This is a genomic window from Streptococcus sp. 27098_8_70 (assembly GCF_041432215.1).
Taxonomy (GTDB): domain Bacteria; phylum Bacillota; class Bacilli; order Lactobacillales; family Streptococcaceae; genus Streptococcus; species Streptococcus oralis_CP.
Genome location: NZ_JAPVZD010000003.1, coordinates 86,827 through 111,662, shown reverse-complemented (window position 1 = coordinate 111,662; position 24,836 = coordinate 86,827). Strand labels below are relative to the sequence as shown.

Below are 24,836 nucleotides of genomic sequence, written 5' to 3'. Positions count from 1 at the left end.
TGACAAATAGTATAATAAAAACAAAGGAGAAACAGCATGCTGAAATGGGAAGACTTGCCCGTGGAAATGCAATCAAGCGAGGTTGAGTCTTATTACCAGCTTGTCTCTAAAAGGAAAGGGTCGCTGATTTTCAAGCGTTGCCTGGATTGGGTTCTGGCCCTGTTTTTGCTACTTTTGACTTCTCCCATCTTTCTTATCTTGAGCATTTGGATCAAGTTGGATAGCAAGGGACCTGTCATTTACAAGCAAGAGCGCGTGACCCAGTACAACCGTCCGTTCAAGATTTGGAAGTTCCGTACTATGGTAACGGATGCAGATAAAAAAGGAAGCCTGGTGACTTCTGCTAACGATAGTCGCATTACCAAGGTTGGAAATTTCATTCGACGTGTGCGTTTGGACGAACTGCCTCAGCTGGTCAATGTCCTTAAAGGCGAAATGTCCTTTGTAGGCACACGACCTGAGGTGCCACGTTACACCGAGCAGTATAGCCCTGAAATGATGGCGACCTTGCTCTTGCCAGCAGGAATCACCTCTCCAGCCAGCATCAACTACAAGGATGAGGACACCATCATCAGTCAGATGACAGAGAAAGGTCTGTCGGTTGACCAGACCTATGTAGAGCATGTTCTTCCTGAAAAGATGCGCTATAATCTCGCCTATCTCCGAGAGTTTAGTTTCCTTGGAGACATCAAAATCATGTTTCAAACCGTGTTTGAAGTGCTAAAATAAAGTAGTCATAAGAAAATGAGTACAGATAAAAGGAGCAAATCAATGCCAAATTACAATATTCCATTTTCACCGCCCGATATCACTGAAGCTGAAATTGCTGAAGTAGCAGACACCCTGCGTTCTGGCTGGATTACAACAGGTCCTAAGACAAAAGAATTAGAGCGCCGCTTGTCTCAATACACACAGACACCTAAGACTGTCTGCCTCAACTCTGCGACCGCAGCTCTTGAGTTGATTTTACGTGTTTTGGAAGTGGGACCAGGTGATGAAGTCATCGTTCCAGCTATGACTTATACAGCTTCATGTAGTGTCATCACTCACGTAGGAGCGACACCTGTCATGGTGGATATCCAAGCAGATACGTTTGAGATGGATTATGACCTACTTGAGCAAGCTATCACTGAGAAAACTAAGGTTATCATCCCAGTAGAGCTTGCAGGGATTGTGTGCGACTATGACCGTTTGTTCCAAGTCGTGGAGAAAAAACGGGACCTCTTTACTGCTTCAAGTAAGTGGCAAAAGGCCTTTAACCGTATCGTGATTGTCTCTGATAGTGCCCATGCTTTGGGATCTACTTATAAAGGACAACCAGCTGGTTCGATCGCTGACTTTACTTCCTTCTCATTCCATGCCGTTAAGAACTTTACAACGGCTGAGGGAGGAAGTGCCACTTGGAAAGCCAATCCAGCGATTGATGACGAAGAGATGTACAAGGAGTTCCAAATCCTTTCCCTTCATGGTCAAACTAAAGACGCTCTTGCCAAGATGCAATTGGGTTCATGGGAATACGATATCGTTACACCAGCCTACAAGTGCAATATGACCGATATCATGGCGTCACTTGGTTTGGTACAATTGGACCGTTACTCTGGGTTGCTACAACGTCGTAAGGACATCGTGGATCGTTATGATCGTGGTTTTGCGGATACTCGTATTCACCCACTGGCACACAAGACTGATACTGTCGAATCTTCACGCCACCTCTATATCACCCATGTAGAAGGAGCAAGTTTAGAAGAACGCAACCTCATCATCCAAGAATTGGCTAAAGCAGGAATTGCAAGTAATGTACACTATAAACCGCTTCCTCTCTTGACAGCCTATAAGAATCTTGGTTTCGATATGGCAGATTATCCAAGAGCCTATGCTTTCTTTGAAAATGAAATTACGCTTCCTCTTCATACAAAATTAAGCGATGAAGAAGTTGATTACATCGTTCAGACTTTGGTGAGAATTTCTGAAGAAATCCTCGGATCAGGAAAAAAATCATAAAAAAATCTTGACAAAAAGAGGACAATAGCATATAATATTCTCAACAAATCAGAAAAGTAACTATTTTTGATCTTCAGGGAGCCTGTGGTGATTGTGAACAGGTGGTTGGAAGTAGTGAAAGTGGGCTGATTTTAAAAATGAATTTGAAACAATGAAAATTCGGTGCGCACACCTTACAGTGCAACTTGTTGTTAGACAAGGCAGAGATGTAAAGGGGAATAGTCCCTTTATAATTGAGGTGGCACCGCGTTACCAACGCCCTCACACGGAATAATTTTCTGTGTGTGGGCTTTTTTCTATCCGTCGTTTTGTTTATCTTTTATTAGGGCGTTAAGGCACTTTGATGAACTTGAGTTCTATCTACAGCTCCTTGCCTACTACTAAAAGCAAACAAAAAGCCGGATTCATACAGAAGGAGGAAAATTTTATGACAACTAAAGGTTATTTTGGACAATTTGGTGGTAGTTTTGTACCGGAGCCGATTCAGGCTTTGTTGGATGAGTTAGAAGTGACATTTGATAAATACAAGGATGATCCAGAGTTTTTGGCAGAATTTCGTCATTACTTGAAGGATTATTCAGGTCGCGAAACACCGCTTTATTTTGCGGAAAGTCTGACAGACTACCTAGGTGGGGCTAAGATTTATCTTAAACGTGAAGACCTGAACCACCTTGGTTCTCACAAACTCAACAACGTTTTAGGGCAAATTCTTCTTGCCAAACGTATGGGTAAAAAACGTGTCATTGCAGAAACAGGAGCTGGTCAGCACGGTGTTGCGACAGCGGCTGCTGCAGCCAAGTTTGGTATGGCTTGTGATGTCTACATGGGGGCAGAAGATGTGGAGCGTCAACGTCTCAATGTCTTCCGTATGGAGATGATGGGAGCGACCGTTCACGCAGTTGAAACAGGGACACGAACTCTTAAGGATGCGGTCGATGCAGCCTTTGGAGCATGGATGAATGACCTTGAAGCCTTCTACGTTTTGGGATCTGCTGTGGGGCCTCACCCTTATCCAACTATTGTTCATGAATTCCAAAAGGTCATCAGTGAAGAATCTCGCCGTCAAATCTTAGAAAAAGAAGGCCGTTTACCAGACTACGTCATTGCCTGTGTAGGTGGTGGTTCCAATGCTATCGGTGCTTTTTCGCAGTATGTAGCTGATGAAGAAGTCAAATTGGTTGGGGTCGAAGCTGCCGGTCATGGACTTGACACAGACAAGCATGCAGCCACTATGACAAAAGGTAGTGTCGGAATTGTCGATGGTATGAAGACCTATGCAGTCTTTAAGGAAGACGGAGAGCTGGCGCCAGTTTACTCTATCTCAGCTGGTTTGGACTATCCAGGGGTTGGTCCAGAACACGCCTACTTCAAAGATTCTGGCCGCGTAGAATACGTAGCAGCGACAGATGAAGAAGCCGTTCAAGCCTTGCTTTTATTAAGCAAGACAGAAGGAATTATCCCAGCGATTGAAAGTTCGCACGCCATCGCAGAAGCGGTTAAACGTGCACCGAAACTAAGTAAGGATGAGATTATCATCATCAATGTCTCTGGTCGTGGAGACAAGGACGTATCTGCTATTGCAGACTACCTGGAAGCTAAAAAATAAGAGATGGAAAAATTACAGTACTTTCTTTCCCAGAGAGCTTGTGATTGCTGGAAACAAGTAGAGAAAGCTGTAAGGTTGGGTCCATCTGAAACGAGAGAAGAAAACATAATTCTCAAGGGAGTGCCCTTTATCGCACAGCCTGTTACAGGAGTTTTCTGAGACAGGAATGAGAGATAGGAGAAATCCTATAATTGAGGTGGCACCGCGAATTTCGTCCTCACGCAAGTTATTTTGCGTGGGGATTTTTCATACAATCGCCACGGACTAGAAGTAGAACTGAAAGGGAAATTACAATGGAACGAATCATTCATGGAGATGTCTTATCACCAATCTTGGCTTATATGCGCCTAAAGGGGCAACACAAGGTTATCCTAGAAAGTATTCCGAGAGACAAGGAAACCGCTCGTTTTTCTATCCTAGCTTATAATCCTGTTTTTGAGATTAAGTTTGAAAATGGAGTCCTTTATCAAAATGGGCAAGTGATTGATCGGGATCCTTTGGATTTCCTTTATGAAGTGACTCATAAGAGCCAGCACCATTCAGACCTCCCTTTTGGTGGGGGAGCCATTGGCTTTGTCGGTTACGATATGATTTCTCTTTATGAAGAAATTGGTCAAATCCCTGAGGATACGATTGGGACGCCAGACATGCATTTCTTTGTCTATGAGAGCTATATGGTTTTTGACCACAAGAAGGAAAAAATCCATGTCATTGAGGATGCTCTCTATAGCGATCGCAGTCAAGAAGACTTGGAAAAAGCCTTGAACCAAGTACTTGAGGAATTACGCATCCCTGCTCCAAATGAATTTGAAGACTTGGATTTATCTCCGCTGAACTTCAAACCGCATATCGCTCCTCAGAAGTTTGAGCAAATGGTGGAAACAGCTCGCGACTTGATTCGTAATGGTGATATGTTCCAATGCGTGCTCAGCCAGCGTTTCTCAGCAGAAGTTACTGGAAATCCATTTGACTTCTACAGAAATCTCCGCGTGACCAATCCATCTAATTACCTTTATTTCTATGATTTTGGGGATTATCAAATCATTGGTGCTAGTCCAGAAAGTTTGGTTTCTGTCAAAAATGGCATCGTAACTACCAATCCGATTGCAGGTACGCGACCAAGAGGGGCTACGGATGAAGAGGACAAGGCCTTGGCGACTGACCTGCTTTCTGATGAGAAGGAAACAGCAGAACATCGGATGTTGGTAGACTTGGGGCGTAACGATATTGGCCGCATCTCTGAAACTGCTAGTGTTCAAGTCACCAAGTATATGGAAGTGGAGCTCTTCCGCTATGTCATGCATTTGACCAGCGTGGTCAAGGGACGTTTGCTTCCAGACCTCACTGCCATGGATGCTTTGAAAGCTACACTTCCAGCTGGAACAGTTTCAGGAGCACCAAAGATTCGGGCCATGAGACGCATCTATGAACTGGAGACGGAAAAACGAGGCGTATACGCAGGAGCAATCGGCTACTTGTCTGCGACGGGTGATATGGATTTCGCCATTGCCATCCGAACTATGATTCTCAAAGATCAAACAGCCTATGTGCAGGCTGGGGCAGGGATTGTCTATGACTCTATCGCCCAAAACGAATACCAAGAAACCATTAACAAGGCTAAATCTATGACTAGAATTGGAGAACTAAGACCATGATTTTATTGATTGACAACTATGATTCTTTTACCTATAACTTGGCTCAATACATTGGGAATTTTGCAGAAGTGCAGGTCTTAAGAAATGATGATCCCAAGCTATATGAAGAAGCTAAAAAAGCAGATGGTCTGGTTTTTTCTCCCGGTCCTGGTTGGCCAGTTGATGCTGGAAAGATGGAAGATATGATTCGTGACTTTGCAGGTAAGAAGCCAATTCTAGGGATTTGTTTGGGTCACCAAGCTATCGCAGAGGTCTTTGGTGGACAGTTAGGCTTGGCTCCCAAAGTTATGCATGGGAAACAGAGCCATATCAGCTTTGAAGCGCCTTCTGTTCTCTATCAAGGCATTGAGGATGGCCGTCCGGTCATGCGTTACCACAGTATTTTGATTGAAAAAATGCCTGAAGACTTTGAAGTGACAGCTCGTTCGACTGATGACCAAGCCATTATGGGAATCCAACACAAAAAACTTCCAATTTATGGTTTCCAGTACCATCCAGAAAGCATCGGAACGCCAGATGGCTTGTCTTCTATTCGGAATTTTATCGAGAAGGTTGTAAAGTGAGGAAACTAGGATGAAAGAGATTATTGAAAAATTAGCAAAATTTGAACATTTATCAGGTGTGGAAATGACGGATGTCATTGAGCGTATCGTAACTGGGCGCGTAACAGAAGCTCAGATTGCTTCTCTCCTTTTAGCTCTTAAGATGAAGGGGGAAACACCGGAAGAGCGCACAGCTATTGCTCAAGTCATGAGAGGACATGCCCAACACATTCCAACTGAAATCCATGATGCTATGGATAACTGCGGTACAGGTGGAGACAAGTCTTTCAGTTTTAATATCTCCACAACTGCAGCCTTTGTCTTGGCTGGTGGTGGCATTCATATGGCCAAGCACGGTAACCGTTCGATTTCTTCTAAATCGGGTTCTGCAGATGTCCTTCAAGCATTAGGCATCAATCTTGACCTCAAACCAGCTGAACTAGGTAAGGTTTTCGATAAAACTGGAATCGTCTTTCTCTTTGCTAAAAATATGCATCCAGCTATGAAATACATCATGCCAGCTCGTTTGGAATTGGGAATTCCAACAATCATGAACTTGACTGGTCCACTGATTCACCCAATGGCTTTGGAAACACAGCTTCTTGGTATTAGTCGTCCAGAGCTGCTAGAAAGTACCGCTCAGGTTTTGAAAAATATGGGGCGAAAACGTGCCATCGTAGTTGCTGGACCAGAAGGTCTTGATGAAGCTGGCTTGAACGGGACAACCAAGATTGCTCTTCTTGAAAATGGCGAAATTACCTTATCAAGCTTTACTCCAGAGGATTTGGGGATGGAACGCTACGCTATCGAAGATATCCGTGGTGGGAATGCTCAGGAAAATGCAGAAATTTTGCTTAGTGTTCTTAAAAATGAACCAAGTCCATTTTTGGAAACGACAGTTTTAAATGCTGGTCTTGGTTTCTATGCCAATGGTAAGGTAGCTAGTATCAAGGAAGGAGTTGCCTTGGCCCGTCAAGTAATTGCTAGTGGCAAGGCCCTTGAAAAACTCAGACTGTTACAGGAGTACCAAAAATGAGTCAGGAATTTTTAGCACGAATTTTGGAGCAGAAGGCGCGTGAGGTCAAGCAAATGGAGCTGGAGGAAATCCAGCCCTTGCGCCAGACTTATCGCTTGGCAGCATTTTTGAAGAATCACCAGGACCGTTTGCAGGTAATCGCTGAGGTCAAGAAGGCTAGCCCTAGTCTGGGAGATATCAATCTCAATGTGGATATTGTGCAACAGGCCCAGACTTATGAAGCGAACGGCGCAGTGATGATTTCGGTTTTGACAGATGAAGTTTTCTTTAAAGGGCATTTGGATTATTTACGTGAGATCTCCAGTCAGGTAAACATTCCAACGCTCAACAAGGACTTTATCATCGACGAAAAGCAAATCATCTGCGCCCGCAATGCCGGTGCGACAGTCATCTTGCTCATTGTGGCAGCCTTGTCAGAAGAACGCCTCAAAGAACTATACGACTATGCGACAGAGCTTGGTCTGGAAGTCTTGGTGGAGACTCACAATCTAGCTGAACTAGAGGTGGCCCACAGACTGGGTGCTGAGATTATTGGGGTTAACAACCGCAACTTGACCACCTTTGAAGTCGACTTGCAGACCAGTGTAGACTTGGCCCAGCACTTTGAGGAAGATCGCTATTACATTTCTGAATCTGCTATTTTCACAGGGCAGGATGCGGAACGAGTAGCACCATACTTTAACGGAATTTTGGTAGGAACAGCTCTCATGCAGGCAAAGGATGTGGCTCAAAGTATCAAGGAGTTGCAGATTGACAAAGGTTAAGATTTGTGGATTGTCGACCAAAGAAGCGGTGGAGATAGCCGTATCAGCAGGGGCAGACTATATTGGTTTTGTCTTTGCACCTAGTAAAAGACAGGTGACCTTGGAAAAGGCTACAGAGCTGGCAAAGCTCATTCCTGCAGGTGTAAAAAAGGTTGGCGTATTTGTTTCACCAAGTCGGGCAGAACTGCTAGAAGCGATTGAAAAAGTTGGTTTGGACTTGGTTCAAGTTCATGGTCAGGTAGCAGATGATTTGTTTGAGGATTTACCTTGTGCCAGCATTCAGGCTGTGCAGGTGGATGGAGAGGGGCATGTCCCCAATTCTCAGGCGGATTATCTACTCTTTGATGCCCCTGTGGCTGGGAGTGGTAAGACCTTTGACTGGGGCCAACTGGATACAGCAGAACTAGCTCAGCCATTTTTCATCGCAGGTGGACTTAATGAAGACAATGTAGCAAAAGCAATTCAACACTTTACTCCCTATGCAGTAGATGTATCGAGTGGAGTGGAGACAGATGGACAAAAAGATCATGAAAAGATTAGAAGATTTATAGAGAGGGTAAAGCATGGCATATCAAGAACCAAATAAAGATGGATTTTACGGAAAATTCGGCGGACGTTTCGTCCCAGAAACATTGATGACAGCAGTTTTGGAGTTGGAAAAAGCTTATCGTGAAAGTCAGGCGGACCCAAGTTTCCAAGAGGAATTAAACCAGCTCTTACGCCAGTATGTAGGACGTGAAACTCCCCTTTACTACGCAAAAAACTTGACCCAGCATATCGGTGGAGCCAAGATTTATCTCAAACGGGAAGATCTCAACCATACAGGGGCCCACAAGATTAACAATGCCTTGGGACAAGTTCTTCTGGCTAAACGCATGGGTAAAAAGAAAATTATCGCTGAAACAGGTGCTGGTCAGCACGGTGTGGCAACTGCAACAGCTGCAGCTCTCTTTAACATGGAATGTACCATCTACATGGGTGAGGAAGATGTCAAACGCCAAGCCCTTAATGTCTTTCGTATGGAGCTTTTGGGAGCTAAGGTTGAGGCTGTGACAGATGGTTCGCGCGTGCTCAAGGACGCAGTTAATGCAGCCCTTCGTTCATGGGTGGAAAATATTGACGATACCCACTATATCCTTGGTTCAGCCTTGGGACCTCATCCTTTCCCAGAAATCGTTCGTGACTTCCAAAGTGTCATTGGTCGAGAGGCTAAACAACAGTACCGTGACTTGACAAGTCAAGATTTGCCAGATGCCCTAGTAGCCTGTGTTGGTGGTGGTTCTAATGCTATCGGTCTCTTCCATCCATTTGTAGAAGATGAGTCTGTAGCTATGTATGGGGCTGAGGCAGCAGGACTTGGTGTGGATACGGAACACCACGCTGCTACCTTGACCAAGGGTCGTCCAGGTGTCCTTCACGGTTCTCTCATGGATGTACTCCAAGATGCCCATGGTCAAATTCTTGAAGCTTTCTCTATCTCAGCAGGTTTGGACTATCCTGGTATCGGTCCAGAACATTCTCACTACCACGATATCAAACGTGCCAGCTATGTTCCTGTGACTGACGAGGAAGCCTTGGAAGGATTCCAACTCTTGTCTCGCGTGGAAGGGATTATCCCAGCCTTGGAATCTAGCCATGCCATTGCCTTTGCAGTGAAATTAGCCAAAGAACTTGGTCCAGACAAGTCTATGATTGTCTGCCTATCTGGTCGTGGGGACAAGGATGTGGTTCAAGTCAAAGACCGCTTGGAAGCAGATGCAGCAAAGAAGGGAGAAGCCCATGTCTAAGACACTAACAGAAAAATTGAACGCTATCAAAGCAGCAGGAAAAGGAATTTTCGTTCCCTATATCATGGCTGGGGACCATGAGAAAGGATTAGATGGTCTTGGTGAAACAATCCACTTTTTAGAAGATTTGGGTGTTTCTGCTATTGAAGTGGGTATTCCCTTTTCAGACCCTGTTGCAGATGGACCTGTAATCGAAGAAGCAGGCTTGCGCAGTCTAGCTCATGGAACTTCTACCCAGGCTTTGGTTGAAACCTTGAAAACCATTCAAACAGAAGTTCCGCTTGTCATCATGACCTACTTCAACCCCCTCTTTCAGTACGGTGTGGAGAAATTTGTCAAAGATCTGGCAGATACAGCAGTTAAGGGCTTGATTATCCCAGACCTGCCTCATGAGCATGCCAACTTTGTAGAGCCCTTTTTGGCAGACACAGATATCGCCTTGATTCCCCTAGTTAGTTTGACCACAGGACTCGAGCGCCAAAAAGAGTTAATCCAGGGAGCTGAGGGATTTGTCTATGCCGTTGCCATCAATGGGGTAACAGGGAAATCAGGAAATTACCGTGCAGACTTGGACAAGCACCTGGCACAATTGCATCAAGTAGCTGACATCCCAGTCTTGACAGGATTTGGTGTGTCTAGTCAAGAAGACGTAGAACGCTTCAATGCGGTATCAGATGGCGTTATCGTCGGTTCGAAAATTGTAAAAGCTCTCCACCAAGGAGAGCCGATTGAGGACTTTATCAAACAAGCAGTAGCTTACCAAAAATAATCACACAAGCAGCAAGTAAGAGGAAAGGCACGAAAGGAAGTCTTTCCTTTTTCTTTTGCAGGAGAAAAGCTAGGATCCCCGTCGCAGAAGCAAACTGAATCAAGATGAGTAATTCGGTCACACTAAAGACGAGAGCACAAGAAGCTAGAAAGAGGAAATCTCCTGCGCCCATGCGGATATCTATGAAATGAGCCATGATTCCGAGGACAAGGAAGAAGACCATAACCAGATTCCAGCCACAGAAAGCCATGAGGATTAGGTGAAACGTCAGCCAGACCAGCAAGGGATATTCCTGATGGAGAAGGTCGTAGATGCCTAAGGTCAAGCCAGCAGTGATTAGGATGACTTGACCCAAGGAAATCCAGCCCCATGACCAAGCTAGAAAGAGGAGTCCTAAGCCCAATTCAAAAAGGGCATACCAGAAAGGATAGTGTGCCTTGCAGTATCGACAGCGAAAGCGACCAATTACTTGAGAGATAATCGGAATCAAATCTAGCGGTCGCAAGCGAGTCTGACAGGAATCGCAGTGACTAGCTGGTCGGATAATGGATTGCTCAGGAAAACGGTCAATGACCAAACCCAAGAAAGAAGCGAGAATGCTCCCGACAAGAAAAAAATAAAGATCAATCATACTTATCTATTCGTAAAAAATAGAAGAAGTAGTATAATAAAGAAACATTGATAAGATGGTGAGGTCAAGATGACAATTCGTTTTGAAGAAAATGTGAGCACAGAAAATGCTCAGCTCGTATGCCGATGGTCTAACTCCCTTGGCAAATCCTTTCAAGAACAATGGATGGGAACAATGATTCCTTTTCCTTTAACAATTCAAATCTTGCAAGATTTGGAAGGAATCTTTTCAATATTTGATGGACAAGAGTTTGTGGGGCTTATCCAGAAAATCAGGCTAGAAGACAGGAATCTTCATATCGGGAGATTTTTTATCAACCCTCAGAAGCAGGGGCAAGGCTTAGGTAGTCAGGCTTTAAGGAAATTTGTTAGTTTGGCCTTTGAAAATGGAGACATAGATACTATTTCTCTAAATGTCTACGAGGCAAATCAAACAGCTTACAAGCTTTACCAAAAAGAAGGATTTGAAATCGTTCGAATGGTTGAAGTACCTATACGAAAATACATCATGAAAAAGGGCAGGTAATAGTCACGTGGGGCTAGAGTCCCAAGGATCTTCAAGGATAAGGAAGTTATCTTTCAAAGTTAGAAACAAGACTTCTATGATTTCTAAGATAGAGGAGATAAAAATGTCGAGACCTAGAAAAATACGAATCTTGCTTGCTTCTGCACTTGCCTTAGTTGTTGGTATCACTCTTTATTTTCAGTATCAAAGCCACCAAGAACGCATCCAATTAAAAACCTCCTTTGAAGAAAAGGACACTATAGCTGTCTTACAACGTTTAATGGATTCAGGGAAATATGCGTCTGATATGCGAAAAGCAGGCTATATTGTTCCTCCCGACGGTGCCATTCGCTTGGATGGAGGAATTGACTCCATAGGGATAAAAGGAGACATCGATTTGAAAATGTTGAATCCTAGAAGGGATGAAGTCTCGTTTTTATTTGAAACAATGGTAGATGAGGAAAAAATAAATGCCTACTATATTTTAGATCATCATTTAACCCTAAAACGTAGTTACTATTCTAATATTAGTAATCAGAAAAAAGAAAGTGTGAACACCTCTCCAGCCGAAGAAGAACGCTTGTTAAAGATTGTTCAAAAAGAGTTGAAAGCTTTTCTAGCTAAGATGTATCAGACTTTGTATGGTTGAGGTTACTAGTGAGAAATGGATGCGAGACTCTGTGCAGAATGTCAACGATGATGAGAAAGGGGGGACAAAATGTTTACAGAATTGCTCTTTATTGTCTCTTTTGTCTTACTTTTACGTTTGTTTAAAAGTAGGCGCTCACGAATGATTATAGGAGTCTTGTATAGTTTGCTGCTAGTTTGGTTTGTCTTTTCCGTTTTGAACTATGGCAAATACACTCCTCAACCAGGTCAATCCGTCAGCTTAAGAGTAAATCCCAGAACACAAGATTTGGAATACTATTCAATCTTCATCTTGAAGAAAAAAGATTCTAGCAGAATTAAATTAACTGGCTCTAGTGTTTGGAGTGAGAGAAATGGTGATGTTTACTATGAAGTAGAGGGACAAAAAATTATAAAAAGCCATGGTTTGGACGAGGTGGACGAAGAACTTCCAAACAAGCAAGCAGAAATTTATTTAGAAAAAGATGGAGTTGTTGTGAGTTACCAAGGTGAAAAAGTCTTTGATGCCACCAATAACAAGCCCTACACGATAACCATTACCAATGTAGACAACCAGCCAGCCCAATTTGAGGCTCAGGTGGTGGATAAATAAGCCAGTCTAGTAGTGTGCAAGCTTTTAAATTTTCTTTCTTTAAAAGGGAGATATTATTTTAAACAAGCATAAAAGCCCTGAAACCAAGGCTTTTTCCTGTTGACATTACCTTTTAGAGAAAATTGGGAAACGTGTTTAGAATCCAATCTACAAAAAAAGAGGACATTTGCGGTCCTCTTTTTGACTACTATAGATGAAAATGTCAATTAAGGTTTAGCCTTATTTTTCATCTTTGTGAAGCATGTTTTTAACACCTTCAATAGCCCCTTCGACAGCGTCTTTTGCATCTTCAGCAACTTCTTTTACTTTAGAAACAACTTTTTCAGCTGTTCCTTCTTTTTCCATTTTTTCATCGCCGATCATTTTGCCGACACCTTCTTTAATGGAACCTTTTGCTTGATTTAATTTTTCTTCTGTTGACATGATTCTGCCTCCTTTAAATTGATTGATTTTGATCAGATGAATTAGTGTACGCGAGCATTTTCTTTTGTTTCGCCTTTAACGGCTTCAACACCTTCGCCTACTTTTTCTTGAACAGCAGCTACACCTGAACCGATACCAGATTTCACTTTTTCAAATTGTTCTGAAGCAAATTCTCCTGTTGAAGAAGCCACGTCAGTTACTCGGTCTTGGAGGCTTACTGAATCTGCTTCATGCTGTTCTTTCGTTTTGATATCAACAACATTCACATTGACTTCAACAACTTCTAGATCAGTCATTTTTGTAACTTGTGATACGACAACATCTTTGATTTCTTTGTACAAAGCAGGGACATTCTTTTGGTATTCAACAACAATGTTCAAGTCAACTGCAACTTGCTCTTTCCCAACTTCAACATTGACACCATGAGTGACATTATCTGTATTGATAATTTTTTCTGTTAGATTAGAGAAGAATCCTCCATCCACATCCAAAAGTCCAGGTACTTTTTCAAGTGAAAGACCAATGATTTTTTGGATTACTTTATCCTCATAAGTGAGTTCCCCTTTAACATCTTGAGAAACAACAGCAATATCTTTTTTTTCTACATTTTTATCTACGTTTGACATACGAGACTCCTTTATTTATTTAAATATTTTTCCTTAACATAGTATCCAGCAAATGCTCCTAGGGCTCCACAAATTAGTACAAAGAGTGTTTTGAAAAAGCCAAAGGATAGGATAAAGCAAGCGAGAATGACACCTACTAAACCTGCAATGATTGGATACTGATATTTTTTAAACCATTCCATTTTTACTTCCTTACTTTACACGACTAACAGTCTTTTTGGTCGTTTTTCGAGGTTCAAATTCTTTTACTTTAACTTCAAGTTTTACCTCACGTTCAATACCAAAGAACTGCTTTAATCCATGAGTTATTTCATTCTGAATGACTAGACATCGATTTGAGATGTTGTCTGAAGGAAGAATTTTCCCTTCTACAGTAACGAAACATTTATTTTTGCGGCTATTTACATGGACCGTTGGTTCTTTCATCAACTGATGATCAATAACCAAACATCGAACAAAGCCTTCGATAGCTGAATTTTTTAGTTTTAATGTATCTTCTTGAGTTTCTAATTGAATCTCTAGATATTGTTTAGGATAAAAGAGTATCACTAACATTGAAATTAAAACTAAAACAGATAGGACAAGTGTCCCCCAAAAGACATATCTAGCAATCAGGAATTCAGCGTAGAGTTCTCTCCAACTGAATAAGTGGATCCCTAAATCACTGACCTGATGATAATCTATGAGAATAGGAAGGAAAATAGTCAAGATTAAGATACAGAAAATAAGTAACAATATTTTCTTTGATTTTGACATATTAAATCCTTTCAATTGAAAAGCTTTAAACCATAATTTTACCCGTCTACAGTATTCAAAATTATGGCTTATCACTTTTAATTTCTTATTAGGTAATGCTTATTTTTTACCAAATAGAAATGAAACGACTGCAACAACAATCACAGCACCAACGATTGACGGAATAATAGCCATTCCAGCCAATGAAGGTCCCCAGCTTCCTAGAAGTGATTGCCCTACAGACGAACCGATAAGACCTGCAAAGATATTTGCAATCAATCCCATTGAACCACCTTTTTTAGTGATTGCACCTGCGATGAGACCAATAAGACCTCCTACAATAATGGACCACAACATAGTGTATCCTCCTTTTCTATTTCTAAATCAAAGAGTCAATTTCTTTGATTGAACTAATTATATAGTATTTCAACTTGGAAACATAATAGTTCGTCTTAAAAACCGTACTGTAAACATGTACTTTAGATACAAATAAATAAGAAAATCTTGAAGCTACTGGGTTTCTAAGGGATTAGACTAGTCTTTTTATGACAAGCAAAAGTCGTTGTAAGAGGATAAATACACTCCATGTGGTATAATTGCATGAAGATTGAAAGACAATCCTTCAGTTTATTATAAAGAAAGAAAAGCTATCCATGAGAGATTTATTATCGAAAAAAAGTCACAGACAATTAGAATTATTAGAATTACTATTTGAAAACAAACGCTGGTTTCATATTTCAGAACTAGCAGAATTATTGCACTGTACAGAACGTTCTGTAAAAGATGACTTGTCCCATGTCAGGTCTTCTTTTCCTGACTTGATATTTCATTCCTCAACAAATGGTATCCGTATCATTAATACCGATGATAGTGATATTGAGATGGTCTATCATCATTTTTTTAAGCATTCAACTCACTTTTCAATTTTAGAATTTATCTTCTTTAATGAAGGATGTGATACTGATAGTATTTGCAAAGAGTTTTATATCAGTTCTTCCTCTCTTTATCGTATCATCAGTCATATTAATAAAATTATTAAGAAACAATATCGTTTTGAAGTTAGCCTCAATCCAGTTCGAATCACTGGAAATGAAATTGATATCCGTTACTTTTTTGCTCAGTATTTTTCAGAGAAATATTATTTCCTTGAATGGCCCTTTGAAGATTTTTCGGTAGAACCCTTGTGTAAGCTGTTGGCACTGGTCTATAAAGAAACTGCATTTCCAGTCAATTTCGCCACTCAACGAATGTTAAAGTTACTCCTCGTAACAAATTTATATCGAATAAAGTTTGATCATTTCTTAGAAGTTGAGAAAAATTCTTTTAACAACCAATTGTTAGAGTCTTTCATGCAGGCAGAAGGAATCGACGAGATTGTAGCGAGCTTTGACTCTGAATATCATATCTCTCTGAATAAAGAAGTGATCGGTCAACTGTTTGTATCCTATTTTCAAAAAATGTTTTTCATAGATGAAGAAGTATTCTTGAACTATGCAAAAACAGACAGCTATGTAAAAAAATCGTATCAGTTATTGGGAGATCTAGTAGATCAGGTATCAAGAGAGTATAATCTTCAAGTAGACAATAAGGACAATCTGATTTGGCATCTGCATAATACAGCACATCTGCATCGCCAGGAATTATCGACAGAGTTTATCCTATTTGATCAAAAAGGTAATACAATCAAGAACTTTCAAAATATTTTCCCTCGCTTTGTTTCAGAGGTGAAGGAAGGGATTGAACACTATCTAGAGGCTTTGGATATGGATCGTAGTTCAATGAAGGTCAATCATTTGACCTATACTTTTATCACTCACAGCAAACACTTGGTGCTAAATCTTTTACAAAATCAACCTAAATTAAAGGTTTTGGTCATGAGTAATTTTGATCAGTATCATGCAAAATCAGTAGCTGAGACACTTGCTTACTATTGCAGTAACAATTTTGAACTGGAAGTTTGGAGTGAATTAGAGTTATCACTTGATGCTCTAAAAGAATCACCTTATGACATCATTATTTCTAATTTTATTATTCCTCCTATTGAAAATAAGAGACTGATCTATTCCAATAATGTCAATACAGTCGCTCTCATCTCTTTGCTTAACGCAATGATGTTTATTCGATTGGACGAGTAACTAAGAATAAGAAAAGAATTTCATCTGTATTAGACTCAGAATATCCTAAAAATCTTGTCATTTCTTAGTTCAGAACAAACAAAAAAACCTTGATTCCAAGGCTTTTCCTGTTGTATGTAGATGCCCCCTACATGGATTTGTAAGAACTTTTCATATTGAAAATAAACAAAAGTGTTGAAATATAGCTGATTTTAGGGAAATACTTCTAGGTGTTTTCAATGTCAGGCTTTAAAAACGTGGCAAAAGTGGGGCAAAAACGAATGACTCGTATTTGGTTTGAAAATCTATAATACCTAATGTTTATGCTATTCTAGATATATAGTTTTGTTATAAACAAATGTCAGTGCGAGATCAAATTGGAGGATAAAATAGAAAAACAAATTAATGAAAAAAAAGCCTTGGTTCCCAAAGCTTTTTAATGTTATAAACTCATTAAAATAATCCCCAGTTAGATTTGGAATATTTTTTATTCTGTGTCATATAAAAATAAATAAAATGAATGGTTATAGCTAGAGCTAAAATGGTTGTTATACTCACTACTATTATAGGATTAGAAGCAAAGATTAAAGAGAGAATCAAGGCAGCCAGATAGAGTGTCGCTTGGACACAGTAGTAACTTTTCGAATAGCGAAGATAGTGTTTGTTATAGGGCCCATTTACTAGGACAGCAGCTTGAAAGAGGCCAAATCCGATATAAGAGAAGCTGGTTGCAAAGAGACGATTAGCTTCAGGATTCAGAAGAAAACTCATCGATACAGTCATCATCATAAGCCCAATGAAAATAGGATAGTGACTGTAAATTAGAAATAGCCCCTTTTGATTAGATTTTTCATCAATAGCATGGTCGAATTGACCAAAATAAAACAAGAACAGAGAAATCATAATAATGAGATAAAGAACCGAATAAATCGAGAAATTCTCGATTGTAAAGAAGTTAGCTAGATTCGTAATCATCTCTCCAAACGTAATAATGACAAGAAGGGAGATGCGCTCGATTAAATGGGGGAGATTTACCTGGTAATGCTTATCTTTATTAAGCAAGATACTTGGCATAATAAAGATAAACAGAATACTAGCAAAGAAGATATAGACTCTAACGTAAATAGGAAGAAGAGCTGCTAGATAGACTCCTAAACTTCCTAGACCTGTTATCCATAGAAAATCTTTGATACTTTCCCGTTCAACATCATCGGTTGATTTTCTAAAAAATTCAACCAAATATTGAAAAAATAAGGTAAGGGTTAATGTACCAATAGCCCAACAGAGATAATGAAAATATTGTTGCCAATCAGGTCCAATCATATTGGCTATAAAGAGTAAAAGTCCCATTTTGATAAACATGATTACCATGTTAAATAAAGAGTTCTTTCCATAGCGATTGGTATAATCGGTTTGAATCATCCAGGAATCGATGAGAACCAAAATAGCAATGAAAAAATCAAGGAAAGAATTCCAAGTCAAAATACCGTTATGAAGATGGTGAATTAAAGTAGTTACTTTTGAAATTGCAAAAACAAAAACTAAGTCATAAAAAAGTTCTGAAAATTCTACACGTTTATGTTTAATAAGAGTTGTCATCTTAAGACCTTTCTATTTTAGAAGTACAATTTATTATAACAGAAAATGGTAATGAGAGAAAAGGAGATGCTTAAATAACTTTATGTGGCGCTAATGAACTGCGCCACAAAAGTTAGGTTTTTTCTGTCCAACTTTTGGGGTCAGTACAGAAGGGCCGCTTTTTCTATCGTTTTTAGTGCTAAGACTACACAAAAAAGCCTTGTAAATCAAGGCTTTTTCCTGTTGATTTAGATGCCCCCTACAGGGATTTGGAAAGGACTTTCATATTGAGAGCAATTAAAAATATTGAAATATAAGTGATTTTAGGTATTTTCAATGTCATGATTTAAAAATGGGACAAAAGTGGGGCAAAAACCATACAGATTCTAAACTGTATGGTTCTTTTTTTATCTAACCAAGAAAGGTTAAAACTTATTAAAACACATGCAATCAACTGTTGAAAACTTTTTAGTCCGTGTAATATAAAAACAAGTAAAAAGTTGAACTATAGGGAATATTGTGTCATAATAGGTAATAGATGAATAATTAATAGATTGGAAATAATGCTTTCTTACCTTAACAAGTTGAATTGGTTATACATTTTTTCGTCGCAATTGTGTCTATCTCTCGAGTTTAGCTAGTTTTTATAAGCTCTGGTTTCTAATCAATATAACAAATTTTAGAAGTGCATAAGACAAGATGGTGACATTACTACAGTCATTTCTAGTCACCATATGTTGCTGGCACAGGCTGTTTGTAGTGTTGGCTATTTACTAGTCAGTTTAATCGGAGTGTTTAATTTTTATTGTTGAAAGGTTTTTATATGGCGAAAATTCTATCTTTAGGTCTGACAGGTAAGAAATTACTTGCTCAGGGGTTCTTGTTTGTTCTGCTAGGTCTCATCTTGATGGTCACGGGGACTTGGTTGCCAGTAACAGTTATTCGCCTGGTTCTGTTTTTAGCTTGGATAGCAACGGTCGTAGATTTGCTATTAAGAGTTTTCAAAAAAAGCCAGTCAACGGATACCTTGGGAGTTGCACTGGTTAAATTGTTAGTGCTGGGATATTTGCTAGGTTCTAATCTTGCGACTGATATACCGATTTATGTTCTGGCTCTTGTGATTGGAGTTTATCAGATTTTTCATGCTAGTATTAACCTTGTCACCTATGTTCTCTACCGCAAAAACAAAATTCGACCTCGTTTTCGTCTCTTACTAGATGGACTCGTACTAGTTTTTCTTGGTGGGACTAGTCTTTTGTCCTCTACAGGAAATTCTGTCTTTCAACTCTTTGTATTAGGGGCTTATTTTTTCCTTTATGGTGTGTCCAATATCCGTGATGGTTTCTTGTTTGAGGAGGAAATTGGGAAAAACCATCTCAAACGTCGCATTAGAATTAGCTTACCTATTGTCCTAGCCGCTCTCATCCCTGCAAGAACTTTAGCAAAAATCAACAAATTCATGCAGGAAAATGCTGATGAGAGAGAGGATATCCATCTTGGAATGGTGAAGTCTGGTAAGACAGCGGAGCTTGAAATTTTTGTTCATACAGCTGAGACCTCTCTGTTTTCGGCAATTGGTCATGTGGATATCTGCTATCAAGGCCGTGTTATTTCTTATGGCAACTATGATCCGTCTTCTGAGACCTTATTTGGCATGGTAGGAGATGGTGTCTTATATTTCTGTGATCGTGACAAGTACATTGACCTATGTAAACGTGAGAGTCAAAAAACGCTTTTTGGTTATGGGATAGATTTGACGCCTGAAATGGAAAAAGCAGTTCAGAAAAAGTTGGCTGAATTGAAACAACTGACGATTCCATGGGAGCCAAGTGCAGATAAAATCATGACAGGTGATGGTAAGGAAGACTACACCTACGCTTATAAAATCAGACATGAGACAGATGGGGAACTTTATAAATTTATCAAATCTAAGTTTAAATCCTACTTTGTCTTATCTACAAACTGTGTGCTCTTGGCTGATACCATAGTCGGTCAGGCTGGCACCGATATCCTCTCACCCAAAGGATTTATCGCTCCAGGAACTTACCAAGCCTACCTTAATCGAGAGTTTGAAAAACCAAATAGTATAGTCGTATCTAAACATGTTTATTAAGGAGAATTTATGAACTTAGTAAAAAAATACACCCCGTTAATACTTTTTATAGGGCTGGTTGCTCTTGTAATTCTGAATGCATCGAGCTTTATATCAGGAGCAATCTCTCTCTTTGATGTAATATCAACCTTGATTTATGGTGCTGTTATTGCTTTTGTTCTTAATGTTCCTATGAAAAAAATTGAACAGTACTTAGTTAAATTGAAGGTAAAGGCAGAGTTGCGTCGTCCGATTGCCATGGTACTTGTTTTCCTAGCTCTTATCTTAATCGTGATTGCTCTTTTGGTTTTGGTGCTGCCAACCCTAGCCCAGACTATTAGTCAGCTGGGAACAGTCCTTTCAACAGTCCTTACTCAACTTGGGAAATTGCTAGGCAGCTCGGAATTTGTAACCAAAGACATGTTGTCAACTATCGTATCAGGCATACAGGGACAATCTAGTTCTATTAGCCAAGCTTTGATAGGTTTTTTATCAGGTCTGACTAGTAATATCGGCAATATTTTTTCAAGTTTGATGAATGCCTTTTTGATTATAGTCTTCACCTTTTTATTTTTATCCAGTAAGGAACATTTGGCAGCGATGACGAGTCGACTTCTAAAAGTTTTTCTTCCAGAGAAGGTGGTGATAAAGTTGACTTACATTGGACAAGTAGCACTAGAGACTTATGACCAATTTTTGATGGGTCAGCTGATTGAAGCAGTTATCATAGGAGTTATGATAGCGGTTGGTTACAGCGTGTTTGGGATACCCTATGGAGTAATGACAGGTATCTTTGCAGGAGTGCTATCGTTCATTCCTTATGTAGGGCCTATGATTGCTTGTGTTGTGGGAGCGATTTTTATCTTCACAGTGAGTCCTACTCAAGCCTTACTTTCTCTTCTTCTATATCAAGTTATACAGCTGATTGAAGGAAACCTTATTTATCCTAGAGTTGTAGGTCAGTCTATTGGTTTGCCAGCTATTTTCACGCTTGCGGCTGCTAGTATTGGAGGCAATCTCTTTGGCTTACTTGGGATGATATTCTTTACACCGATATTTGCTGTTATCTATCGATTGGTTAAGGAATTTGTCGTTGCAAAGGAAAATCAGGTAGATTAAGAAAAACTAAATTTAATAAGATATACTGAGAAGAGAGTGAGAGATTCTCTTCTCTTTTATTTTTAAATACTTTTCTACAAAAAGCTATTAGACGTTAAAAAAAGCCTTGGTTTCAAGGCTTATTTCTGTTGATTTAGATGTGCCCCCTGCAGGGCTCGAACCTGCGCCCCATAGCTTAAGAGTCTACTGCTCTACCGACTGATCTAAGAAGGCAACAGAAAAAGCTGAGAATGTAACTTCCCAGCTATTTTAATATGCCCAAAATGGCAGCTAGATTATTTACGAAAGGCATCAAGGATATAGGTGAAACCAACAATTAAAAATGCAAAGGCAACGACATAAACGACAAAGACACTTGTAGCTACTGGATTGAACAAAATCACTAGACCTAGTAAAAATGCAAGCAACGCTATCCACATGATATGGTTGCCAATAATAGGGAAAATCAATCCCAGACGATTGCCTTTAAAGAAAGCTATAATGGCTTCTACAATTAACCAAATTCCTAAAATAGTTGGAATGACAACTGGCAGCGTCACAAAGCCATAGGCAACGAGGTAAAGAGCTAAGAGAAGATTAACAATCCCTTGGAAAAGATGAGCTGGTGAGCGAAGCTCTTTTGGTACAGAGAAATAGCCTAAAATAGCTGCTATAGAAGAAACCAGTAAACCAAATGCAATCCACCAGCTGTAAGCAACAAGATTAGCTACTGGGTTTGTAAATAGGAAAAGTCCTAAAAGGACAAAAACAACTCCTGCAAGGAATAGCAGTAAACGATTAGAAAATTTCATTTCAATACCCCCTATATAGTATAGTATAGTTTGATAATAAAAATATTATACACCTTTTTAGAGGAAATGTCAATAAACAAAATGGAAAATTTGGAAGTTTCAGTTTTTATCATTTTGAAAATAAAAAGAGAAGATAAAATTTGTCTTCTCTACATGAAAATATTGTATGGCATCAAAGCAAAAGTAACTGGCTTTACACTATTTGTTAAGATGTAATTTGATTCAAAAAGAAAAGATAGATTTAAAAGTGGGGCAAATGATGGAGCAAATCAGTTATAGACAAGCAAAAAAGCCTTGAAATTAAGGCTTTTTCCTGTTGTATTTAGTGCCCCCTACATGGATTTGTAAGAACTTTTCATATTGAAAATAAATAAAAATGTTGAAATATAGCTGATTTTAGAGAAATACTTTTAGGTGTTTTCAATGTCAGGATTTAAAAATGGGGCAAAAGTGGGGCAAAAATAACGAATGACTCACATTTGATGATTTTAGATAAAAGTATGGGGGAGTAAGTGAACAGAAGAGTTGCTTACTCCTTTTTAAAATTTATATATGCTTTTTGTTTTACAAAAAAATAGAGTAATTATGATTTGGTTATTTTTTAGTATTAGAATTGATTACATAAGAAACGGAGGAACATTATATGGAAATTATGCTTGAAACAAGAAATTTAACAAAGAAAATCAAAAAACAAATGGTACTTGAAAATATATCAATTAAAGTAGAGAAAGGAAAGATATATGGACTATTAGGACCGAATGGTGCTGGGAAATCAACGCTATTAAAAGTAATTACTAAAGTTATGAATTGTACATCAGGGGATATTTTTTTTGAAGGAAAAAGCATGTGTACACAAGATTTAAAAAAAGTTGGAGCTATCATAGAGCATCCTGCCATCTATCCAAATTTAACAGCATACGAAAACTTAGAAGTTTTAACAGTATTATTAAATATTGATAAAAGAAGAATTGATTATGTGTTAAAAACAGTTGGGTTAGAAGACACAAATAAAAAATTGGTAAGAAATTTTTCATTGGGGATGAAACAAAGACTTGGAATTGCAATGACACTAATAAATAATCCAGAATTATTGATACTTGATGAACCAACTAATGGACTAGATCCTTTGGGAATTCAAGAGTTAAGAGAATTGATAAAAGAGTTTTCTAAAAAAGGGATTACAGTCATTATTTCAAGTCATATTCTGAGTGAGATTCAACAGATAGCAGATAAGATAGGGATTATTAATAATGGGCATCTCATTTATGAAGCTAATAATTCTGATGAGATGGATTTGGAAAAATTGTTTTTAGAAATGATAAAAAAGGATGTGAAAAATAATGATTAGTTATATTAAAACAGAGTTAATGAAAGAAAAAAGATCTGCTAACTTAAAGTTAGGAATTATTGTGCCTATAATTTTTGTTTTATTTAATATAGCTATGATTAGTTTGATGGGGGAAAGTCCAGAAGGAAAAAGTTACATATTGGCAACTTCTTTTAATTGGTATCCACTTTTAATTCTCCCAATAGTTTTGAGCTTACTAGTTGTGAATATAAATGTTAAAGAAAAGAGCGAGCATATTGTTTTACAAAAAAGCAAAAATCTAAGTTTTACAAAAATAGAATTGGCAAAAAATATTATTATTGTAGCTGAATTATTTATTATTCTACTAATATCAACAATATTAATATTTACTGTTGCGACATTTTTTCTAGGTGAAAAAATATCGCTAAGTCAATTAATTATAGCTACTATTTGTCTTTTTATTGGAAGTTTACCGATCGTTGCTTTATCTTTTTTGATATATGGACTTACAAAAAAGAAAGCTGTTCTTATATTGTTGAATTTTGTGTTGACATTCCCATCGGCTGTGATTGCAGTAACAAAAAATTGGATTTTATTTCCATGGTCATATAACTTGCGAATGCTTAGTCCAGTTGTTGGAGTACATCCAAATGGGACTTTTCTTGAGACTGGCTCTAAACTAATGAATATGGATGCAACATACTTAGGATTGCTTTTAAGTATTGCGGTCTATGTAGTCGTATTAACATTAAGTCTTTTAATTAACAACAAAAGGAGTAAATGAAGTGCATAATATGATATCGTCATACTGGCTTAGAAGTAGAAGGACACCAGTAAGACTAATGACTTTTTTATGCCCAATCCTATTTTCTTTGATTTATGGTATTTATTCGATGAATTCAAAAGGATTAATAGGGAAAGAAATGGGAGTGTTCTTTTGCGCATATATAATTTTAGCAAATTTTTCAATGTGTTTTTATATACCAATGATATATGAGGTTGATAAGGTAGCTGGGAATTTTGCAAATGATTTAAGGACTGGGATTAGTAGGAAAAAAATATTCTTTTCTAAATCTATTTATATCTCTATATTACTATTTATAATTGAATTTATATCTATCTTGGTAATGATATTAGTCGGGTTTGGAAAAGTTGAGTTTAATTATATAAGTACAGTTTTATGCTTTTTGATTGGTACAATTATGCTGATGCCAATGATTCCTGTTTATCAATTTTTAAGTTTGAAATTAGGTTTTTCTGGCAGTATACTAATCGGAATTTTTTTAACATTATCAGGTATTTTGTTAGGTACCACAGAATTAGGCAGTAATATTTGGTATTTATTACCTTTTGTTTGGCCGATAAAACTTATTTTTGCTTATACAAGTCATGAAGTTACAAGTCATGATATTTTGATGTTTTTAGCATTATCAGTAATCATTACTGTATTGTTTATAGGCGTATTTAATATTTGGTATAATAGATGGGATGGTATTAATAAAATGGAGGAGTAG

The 24,836-nt window shown here is 38.6% G+C and carries 27 protein-coding genes; 19 read left to right on the top strand and 8 right to left on the bottom strand.

From position 1 onward, the window contains the following. The first annotated feature begins 36 nt into the window (after positions 1–36). The 10 genes from O3655_RS07205 (at position 37) to trpA (ending at position 10,160) form a co-directional block, all read left to right on the top strand. Positions 37–729, top strand: coding sequence for a sugar transferase (locus tag O3655_RS07205; protein WP_308697119.1), 693 nt, complete (start codon positions 37–39; stop codon positions 727–729). 42 nt (positions 730–771) lie between these two features. Then, positions 772–2,001, top strand: coding sequence for a DegT/DnrJ/EryC1/StrS aminotransferase family protein (locus tag O3655_RS07200; protein WP_254736586.1), 1,230 nt, complete (start codon positions 772–774; stop codon positions 1,999–2,001). A 427-nt stretch (positions 2,002–2,428) separates the two neighbouring features. Next, positions 2,429–3,607 carry a tryptophan synthase subunit beta gene (gene trpB, locus O3655_RS07195; protein ID WP_308697120.1) on the top strand — a complete coding sequence of 393 codons (1,179 nt, stop codon included), beginning with the start codon at positions 2,429–2,431 and terminating at the stop codon, positions 3,605–3,607. Positions 3,608–3,900: 293 nt separating this feature from the next. Further along, entirely contained in the window at positions 3,901–5,262 is a 1,362-nt protein-coding gene (gene trpE / locus O3655_RS07190) for an anthranilate synthase component I (protein WP_308697121.1), read from the top strand. Further along, positions 5,259–5,825 carry an aminodeoxychorismate/anthranilate synthase component II gene (locus O3655_RS07185; RefSeq protein WP_308697122.1) on the top strand — a complete coding sequence of 189 codons (567 nt, stop codon included), beginning with the start codon at positions 5,259–5,261 and terminating at the stop codon, positions 5,823–5,825. Before trpE ends, O3655_RS07185 begins: the two co-directional genes overlap by 4 nt. A gap of 10 nt (positions 5,826–5,835) precedes the next feature. Continuing rightward, positions 5,836–6,840 (top strand): anthranilate phosphoribosyltransferase, encoded by a 1,005-nt coding sequence (gene trpD, locus O3655_RS07180; RefSeq protein WP_000658673.1) that lies wholly within the window; start codon positions 5,836–5,838, stop codon positions 6,838–6,840. Beyond that, on the top strand, positions 6,837–7,604 hold the full coding sequence (gene trpC, locus O3655_RS07175) for an indole-3-glycerol phosphate synthase TrpC (protein WP_308697123.1): 768 nt from the start codon (positions 6,837–6,839) through the stop codon (positions 7,602–7,604). The genes trpD and trpC overlap by 4 nt, the downstream gene beginning before the upstream one ends. Continuing rightward, positions 7,591–8,190: a phosphoribosylanthranilate isomerase gene (locus tag O3655_RS07170; protein ID WP_308697124.1), complete on the top strand. Its 600-nt coding sequence runs from the start codon at positions 7,591–7,593 to the stop codon at positions 8,188–8,190. The genes trpC and O3655_RS07170 overlap by 14 nt, the downstream gene beginning before the upstream one ends. Further along, positions 8,168–9,391: a tryptophan synthase subunit beta gene (trpB, locus tag O3655_RS07165; protein ID WP_371641264.1), complete on the top strand. Its 1,224-nt coding sequence runs from the start codon at positions 8,168–8,170 to the stop codon at positions 9,389–9,391. The genes O3655_RS07170 and trpB (O3655_RS07165) overlap by 23 nt, the downstream gene beginning before the upstream one ends. Then, the gene (gene trpA / locus O3655_RS07160; protein WP_000047739.1) at positions 9,384–10,160 is read left to right on the top strand and encodes a tryptophan synthase subunit alpha; all 777 of its coding nucleotides are present in this window, start codon (positions 9,384–9,386) and stop codon (positions 10,158–10,160) included. The genes trpB (O3655_RS07165) and trpA overlap by 8 nt, the downstream gene beginning before the upstream one ends. Here the strand turns inward: trpA and O3655_RS07155 are convergent. After that, on the bottom strand, positions 10,132–10,791 hold the full coding sequence (locus O3655_RS07155; protein WP_371641263.1) for an A24 family peptidase: 660 nt from the start codon (positions 10,789–10,791) through the stop codon (positions 10,132–10,134). The genes trpA and O3655_RS07155 overlap by 29 nt on opposite strands. Positions 10,792–10,860: 69 nt before the next feature. On the opposite strand from O3655_RS07155, the gene O3655_RS07150 reads away from it, so the two are divergent. The 3 genes from O3655_RS07150 to O3655_RS07140 all read left to right on the top strand — a co-directional run bounded on the left by O3655_RS07150 (position 10,861) and on the right by O3655_RS07140 (position 12,535). Next, the gene (locus O3655_RS07150) at positions 10,861–11,316 is read left to right on the top strand and encodes a GNAT family N-acetyltransferase (protein WP_042768738.1); all 456 of its coding nucleotides are present in this window, start codon (positions 10,861–10,863) and stop codon (positions 11,314–11,316) included. 103 nt (positions 11,317–11,419) lie between these two features. Next, positions 11,420–11,944 carry a thiol-disulfide isomerase gene (locus tag O3655_RS07145; protein WP_308697128.1) on the top strand — a complete coding sequence of 175 codons (525 nt, stop codon included), beginning with the start codon at positions 11,420–11,422 and terminating at the stop codon, positions 11,942–11,944. Positions 11,945–12,013: 69 nt separating this feature from the next. Further along, positions 12,014–12,535 carry a hypothetical protein gene (locus O3655_RS07140; RefSeq protein WP_217970970.1) on the top strand — a complete coding sequence of 174 codons (522 nt, stop codon included), beginning with the start codon at positions 12,014–12,016 and terminating at the stop codon, positions 12,533–12,535. A 219-nt stretch (positions 12,536–12,754) separates the two neighbouring features. Here O3655_RS07140 and O3655_RS07135 read toward each other — a convergent pair whose 3' ends face one another. The 5 genes from O3655_RS07135 to O3655_RS07115 all read right to left on the bottom strand — a co-directional run bounded on the left by O3655_RS07135 (position 12,755) and on the right by O3655_RS07115 (position 14,676). After that, on the bottom strand, positions 12,755–12,958 hold the full coding sequence (locus tag O3655_RS07135) for a CsbD family protein (protein WP_000102421.1): 204 nt from the start codon (positions 12,956–12,958) through the stop codon (positions 12,755–12,757). Between the two features lie 41 nt (positions 12,959–12,999). Next, positions 13,000–13,584, bottom strand: a complete 585-nt coding sequence (locus tag O3655_RS07130) for an Asp23/Gls24 family envelope stress response protein (RefSeq protein ID WP_308697129.1) — start codon at positions 13,582–13,584, stop codon at positions 13,000–13,002. Positions 13,585–13,595: 11 nt separating this feature from the next. Continuing rightward, entirely contained in the window at positions 13,596–13,766 is a 171-nt protein-coding gene (locus tag O3655_RS07125; RefSeq protein WP_000454669.1) for a DUF2273 domain-containing protein, read from the bottom strand. A gap of 10 nt (positions 13,767–13,776) precedes the next feature. After that, positions 13,777–14,340, bottom strand: coding sequence for an alkaline shock response membrane anchor protein AmaP (gene amaP, locus O3655_RS07120; protein ID WP_025168468.1), 564 nt, complete (start codon positions 14,338–14,340; stop codon positions 13,777–13,779). A 99-nt stretch (positions 14,341–14,439) separates the two neighbouring features. Further along, positions 14,440–14,676: a GlsB/YeaQ/YmgE family stress response membrane protein gene (locus O3655_RS07115; RefSeq protein WP_000964741.1), complete on the bottom strand. Its 237-nt coding sequence runs from the start codon at positions 14,674–14,676 to the stop codon at positions 14,440–14,442. Positions 14,677–14,972: 296 nt separating this feature from the next. Here O3655_RS07115 and O3655_RS07110 point away from each other — a divergent pair, with 296 nt between their 5' ends. Further along, positions 14,973–16,454, top strand: coding sequence for a M protein trans-acting positive regulator PRD domain-containing protein (locus O3655_RS07110; protein ID WP_308697130.1), 1,482 nt, complete (start codon positions 14,973–14,975; stop codon positions 16,452–16,454). A gap of 432 nt (positions 16,455–16,886) precedes the next feature. On the opposite strand, the gene O3655_RS07105 is transcribed toward O3655_RS07110, so the two are convergent. After that, positions 16,887–18,032: a low temperature requirement protein A gene (locus O3655_RS07105; protein ID WP_308697131.1), complete on the bottom strand. Its 1,146-nt coding sequence runs from the start codon at positions 18,030–18,032 to the stop codon at positions 16,887–16,889. An 802-nt stretch (positions 18,033–18,834) separates the two neighbouring features. Here O3655_RS07105 and O3655_RS07100 point away from each other — a divergent pair. Further along, on the top strand, positions 18,835–20,124 hold the full coding sequence (locus tag O3655_RS07100) for a DUF308 domain-containing protein (protein ID WP_247941102.1): 1,290 nt from the start codon (positions 18,835–18,837) through the stop codon (positions 20,122–20,124). 9 nt (positions 20,125–20,133) lie between these two features. After that, positions 20,134–21,222, top strand: a complete 1,089-nt coding sequence (locus O3655_RS07095; protein WP_247941101.1) for an AI-2E family transporter — start codon at positions 20,134–20,136, stop codon at positions 21,220–21,222. A 275-nt stretch (positions 21,223–21,497) separates the two neighbouring features. On the opposite strand, the gene O3655_RS07090 is transcribed toward O3655_RS07095, so the two are convergent. Further along, complete coding sequence (locus O3655_RS07090) at positions 21,498–22,013, bottom strand: DUF308 domain-containing protein (RefSeq protein WP_000672739.1); 516 nt, start codon at positions 22,011–22,013, stop codon at positions 21,498–21,500. 643 nt (positions 22,014–22,656) lie between these two features. On the opposite strand from O3655_RS07090, the gene O3655_RS07085 reads away from it, so the two are divergent. From O3655_RS07085 to O3655_RS07075, 3 genes are all read left to right on the top strand, one after another. Continuing rightward, on the top strand, positions 22,657–23,361 hold the full coding sequence (locus O3655_RS07085) for a lantibiotic protection ABC transporter ATP-binding subunit (RefSeq protein ID WP_031576228.1): 705 nt from the start codon (positions 22,657–22,659) through the stop codon (positions 23,359–23,361). Beyond that, positions 23,354–24,106 (top strand): ABC transporter permease, encoded by a 753-nt coding sequence (locus O3655_RS07080; protein ID WP_031576229.1) that lies wholly within the window; start codon positions 23,354–23,356, stop codon positions 24,104–24,106. Before O3655_RS07085 ends, O3655_RS07080 begins: the two co-directional genes overlap by 8 nt. Positions 24,107–24,215: 109 nt before the next feature. Further along, on the top strand, positions 24,216–24,836 hold the full coding sequence (locus tag O3655_RS07075) for a hypothetical protein (RefSeq protein ID WP_254728112.1): 621 nt from the start codon (positions 24,216–24,218) through the stop codon (positions 24,834–24,836).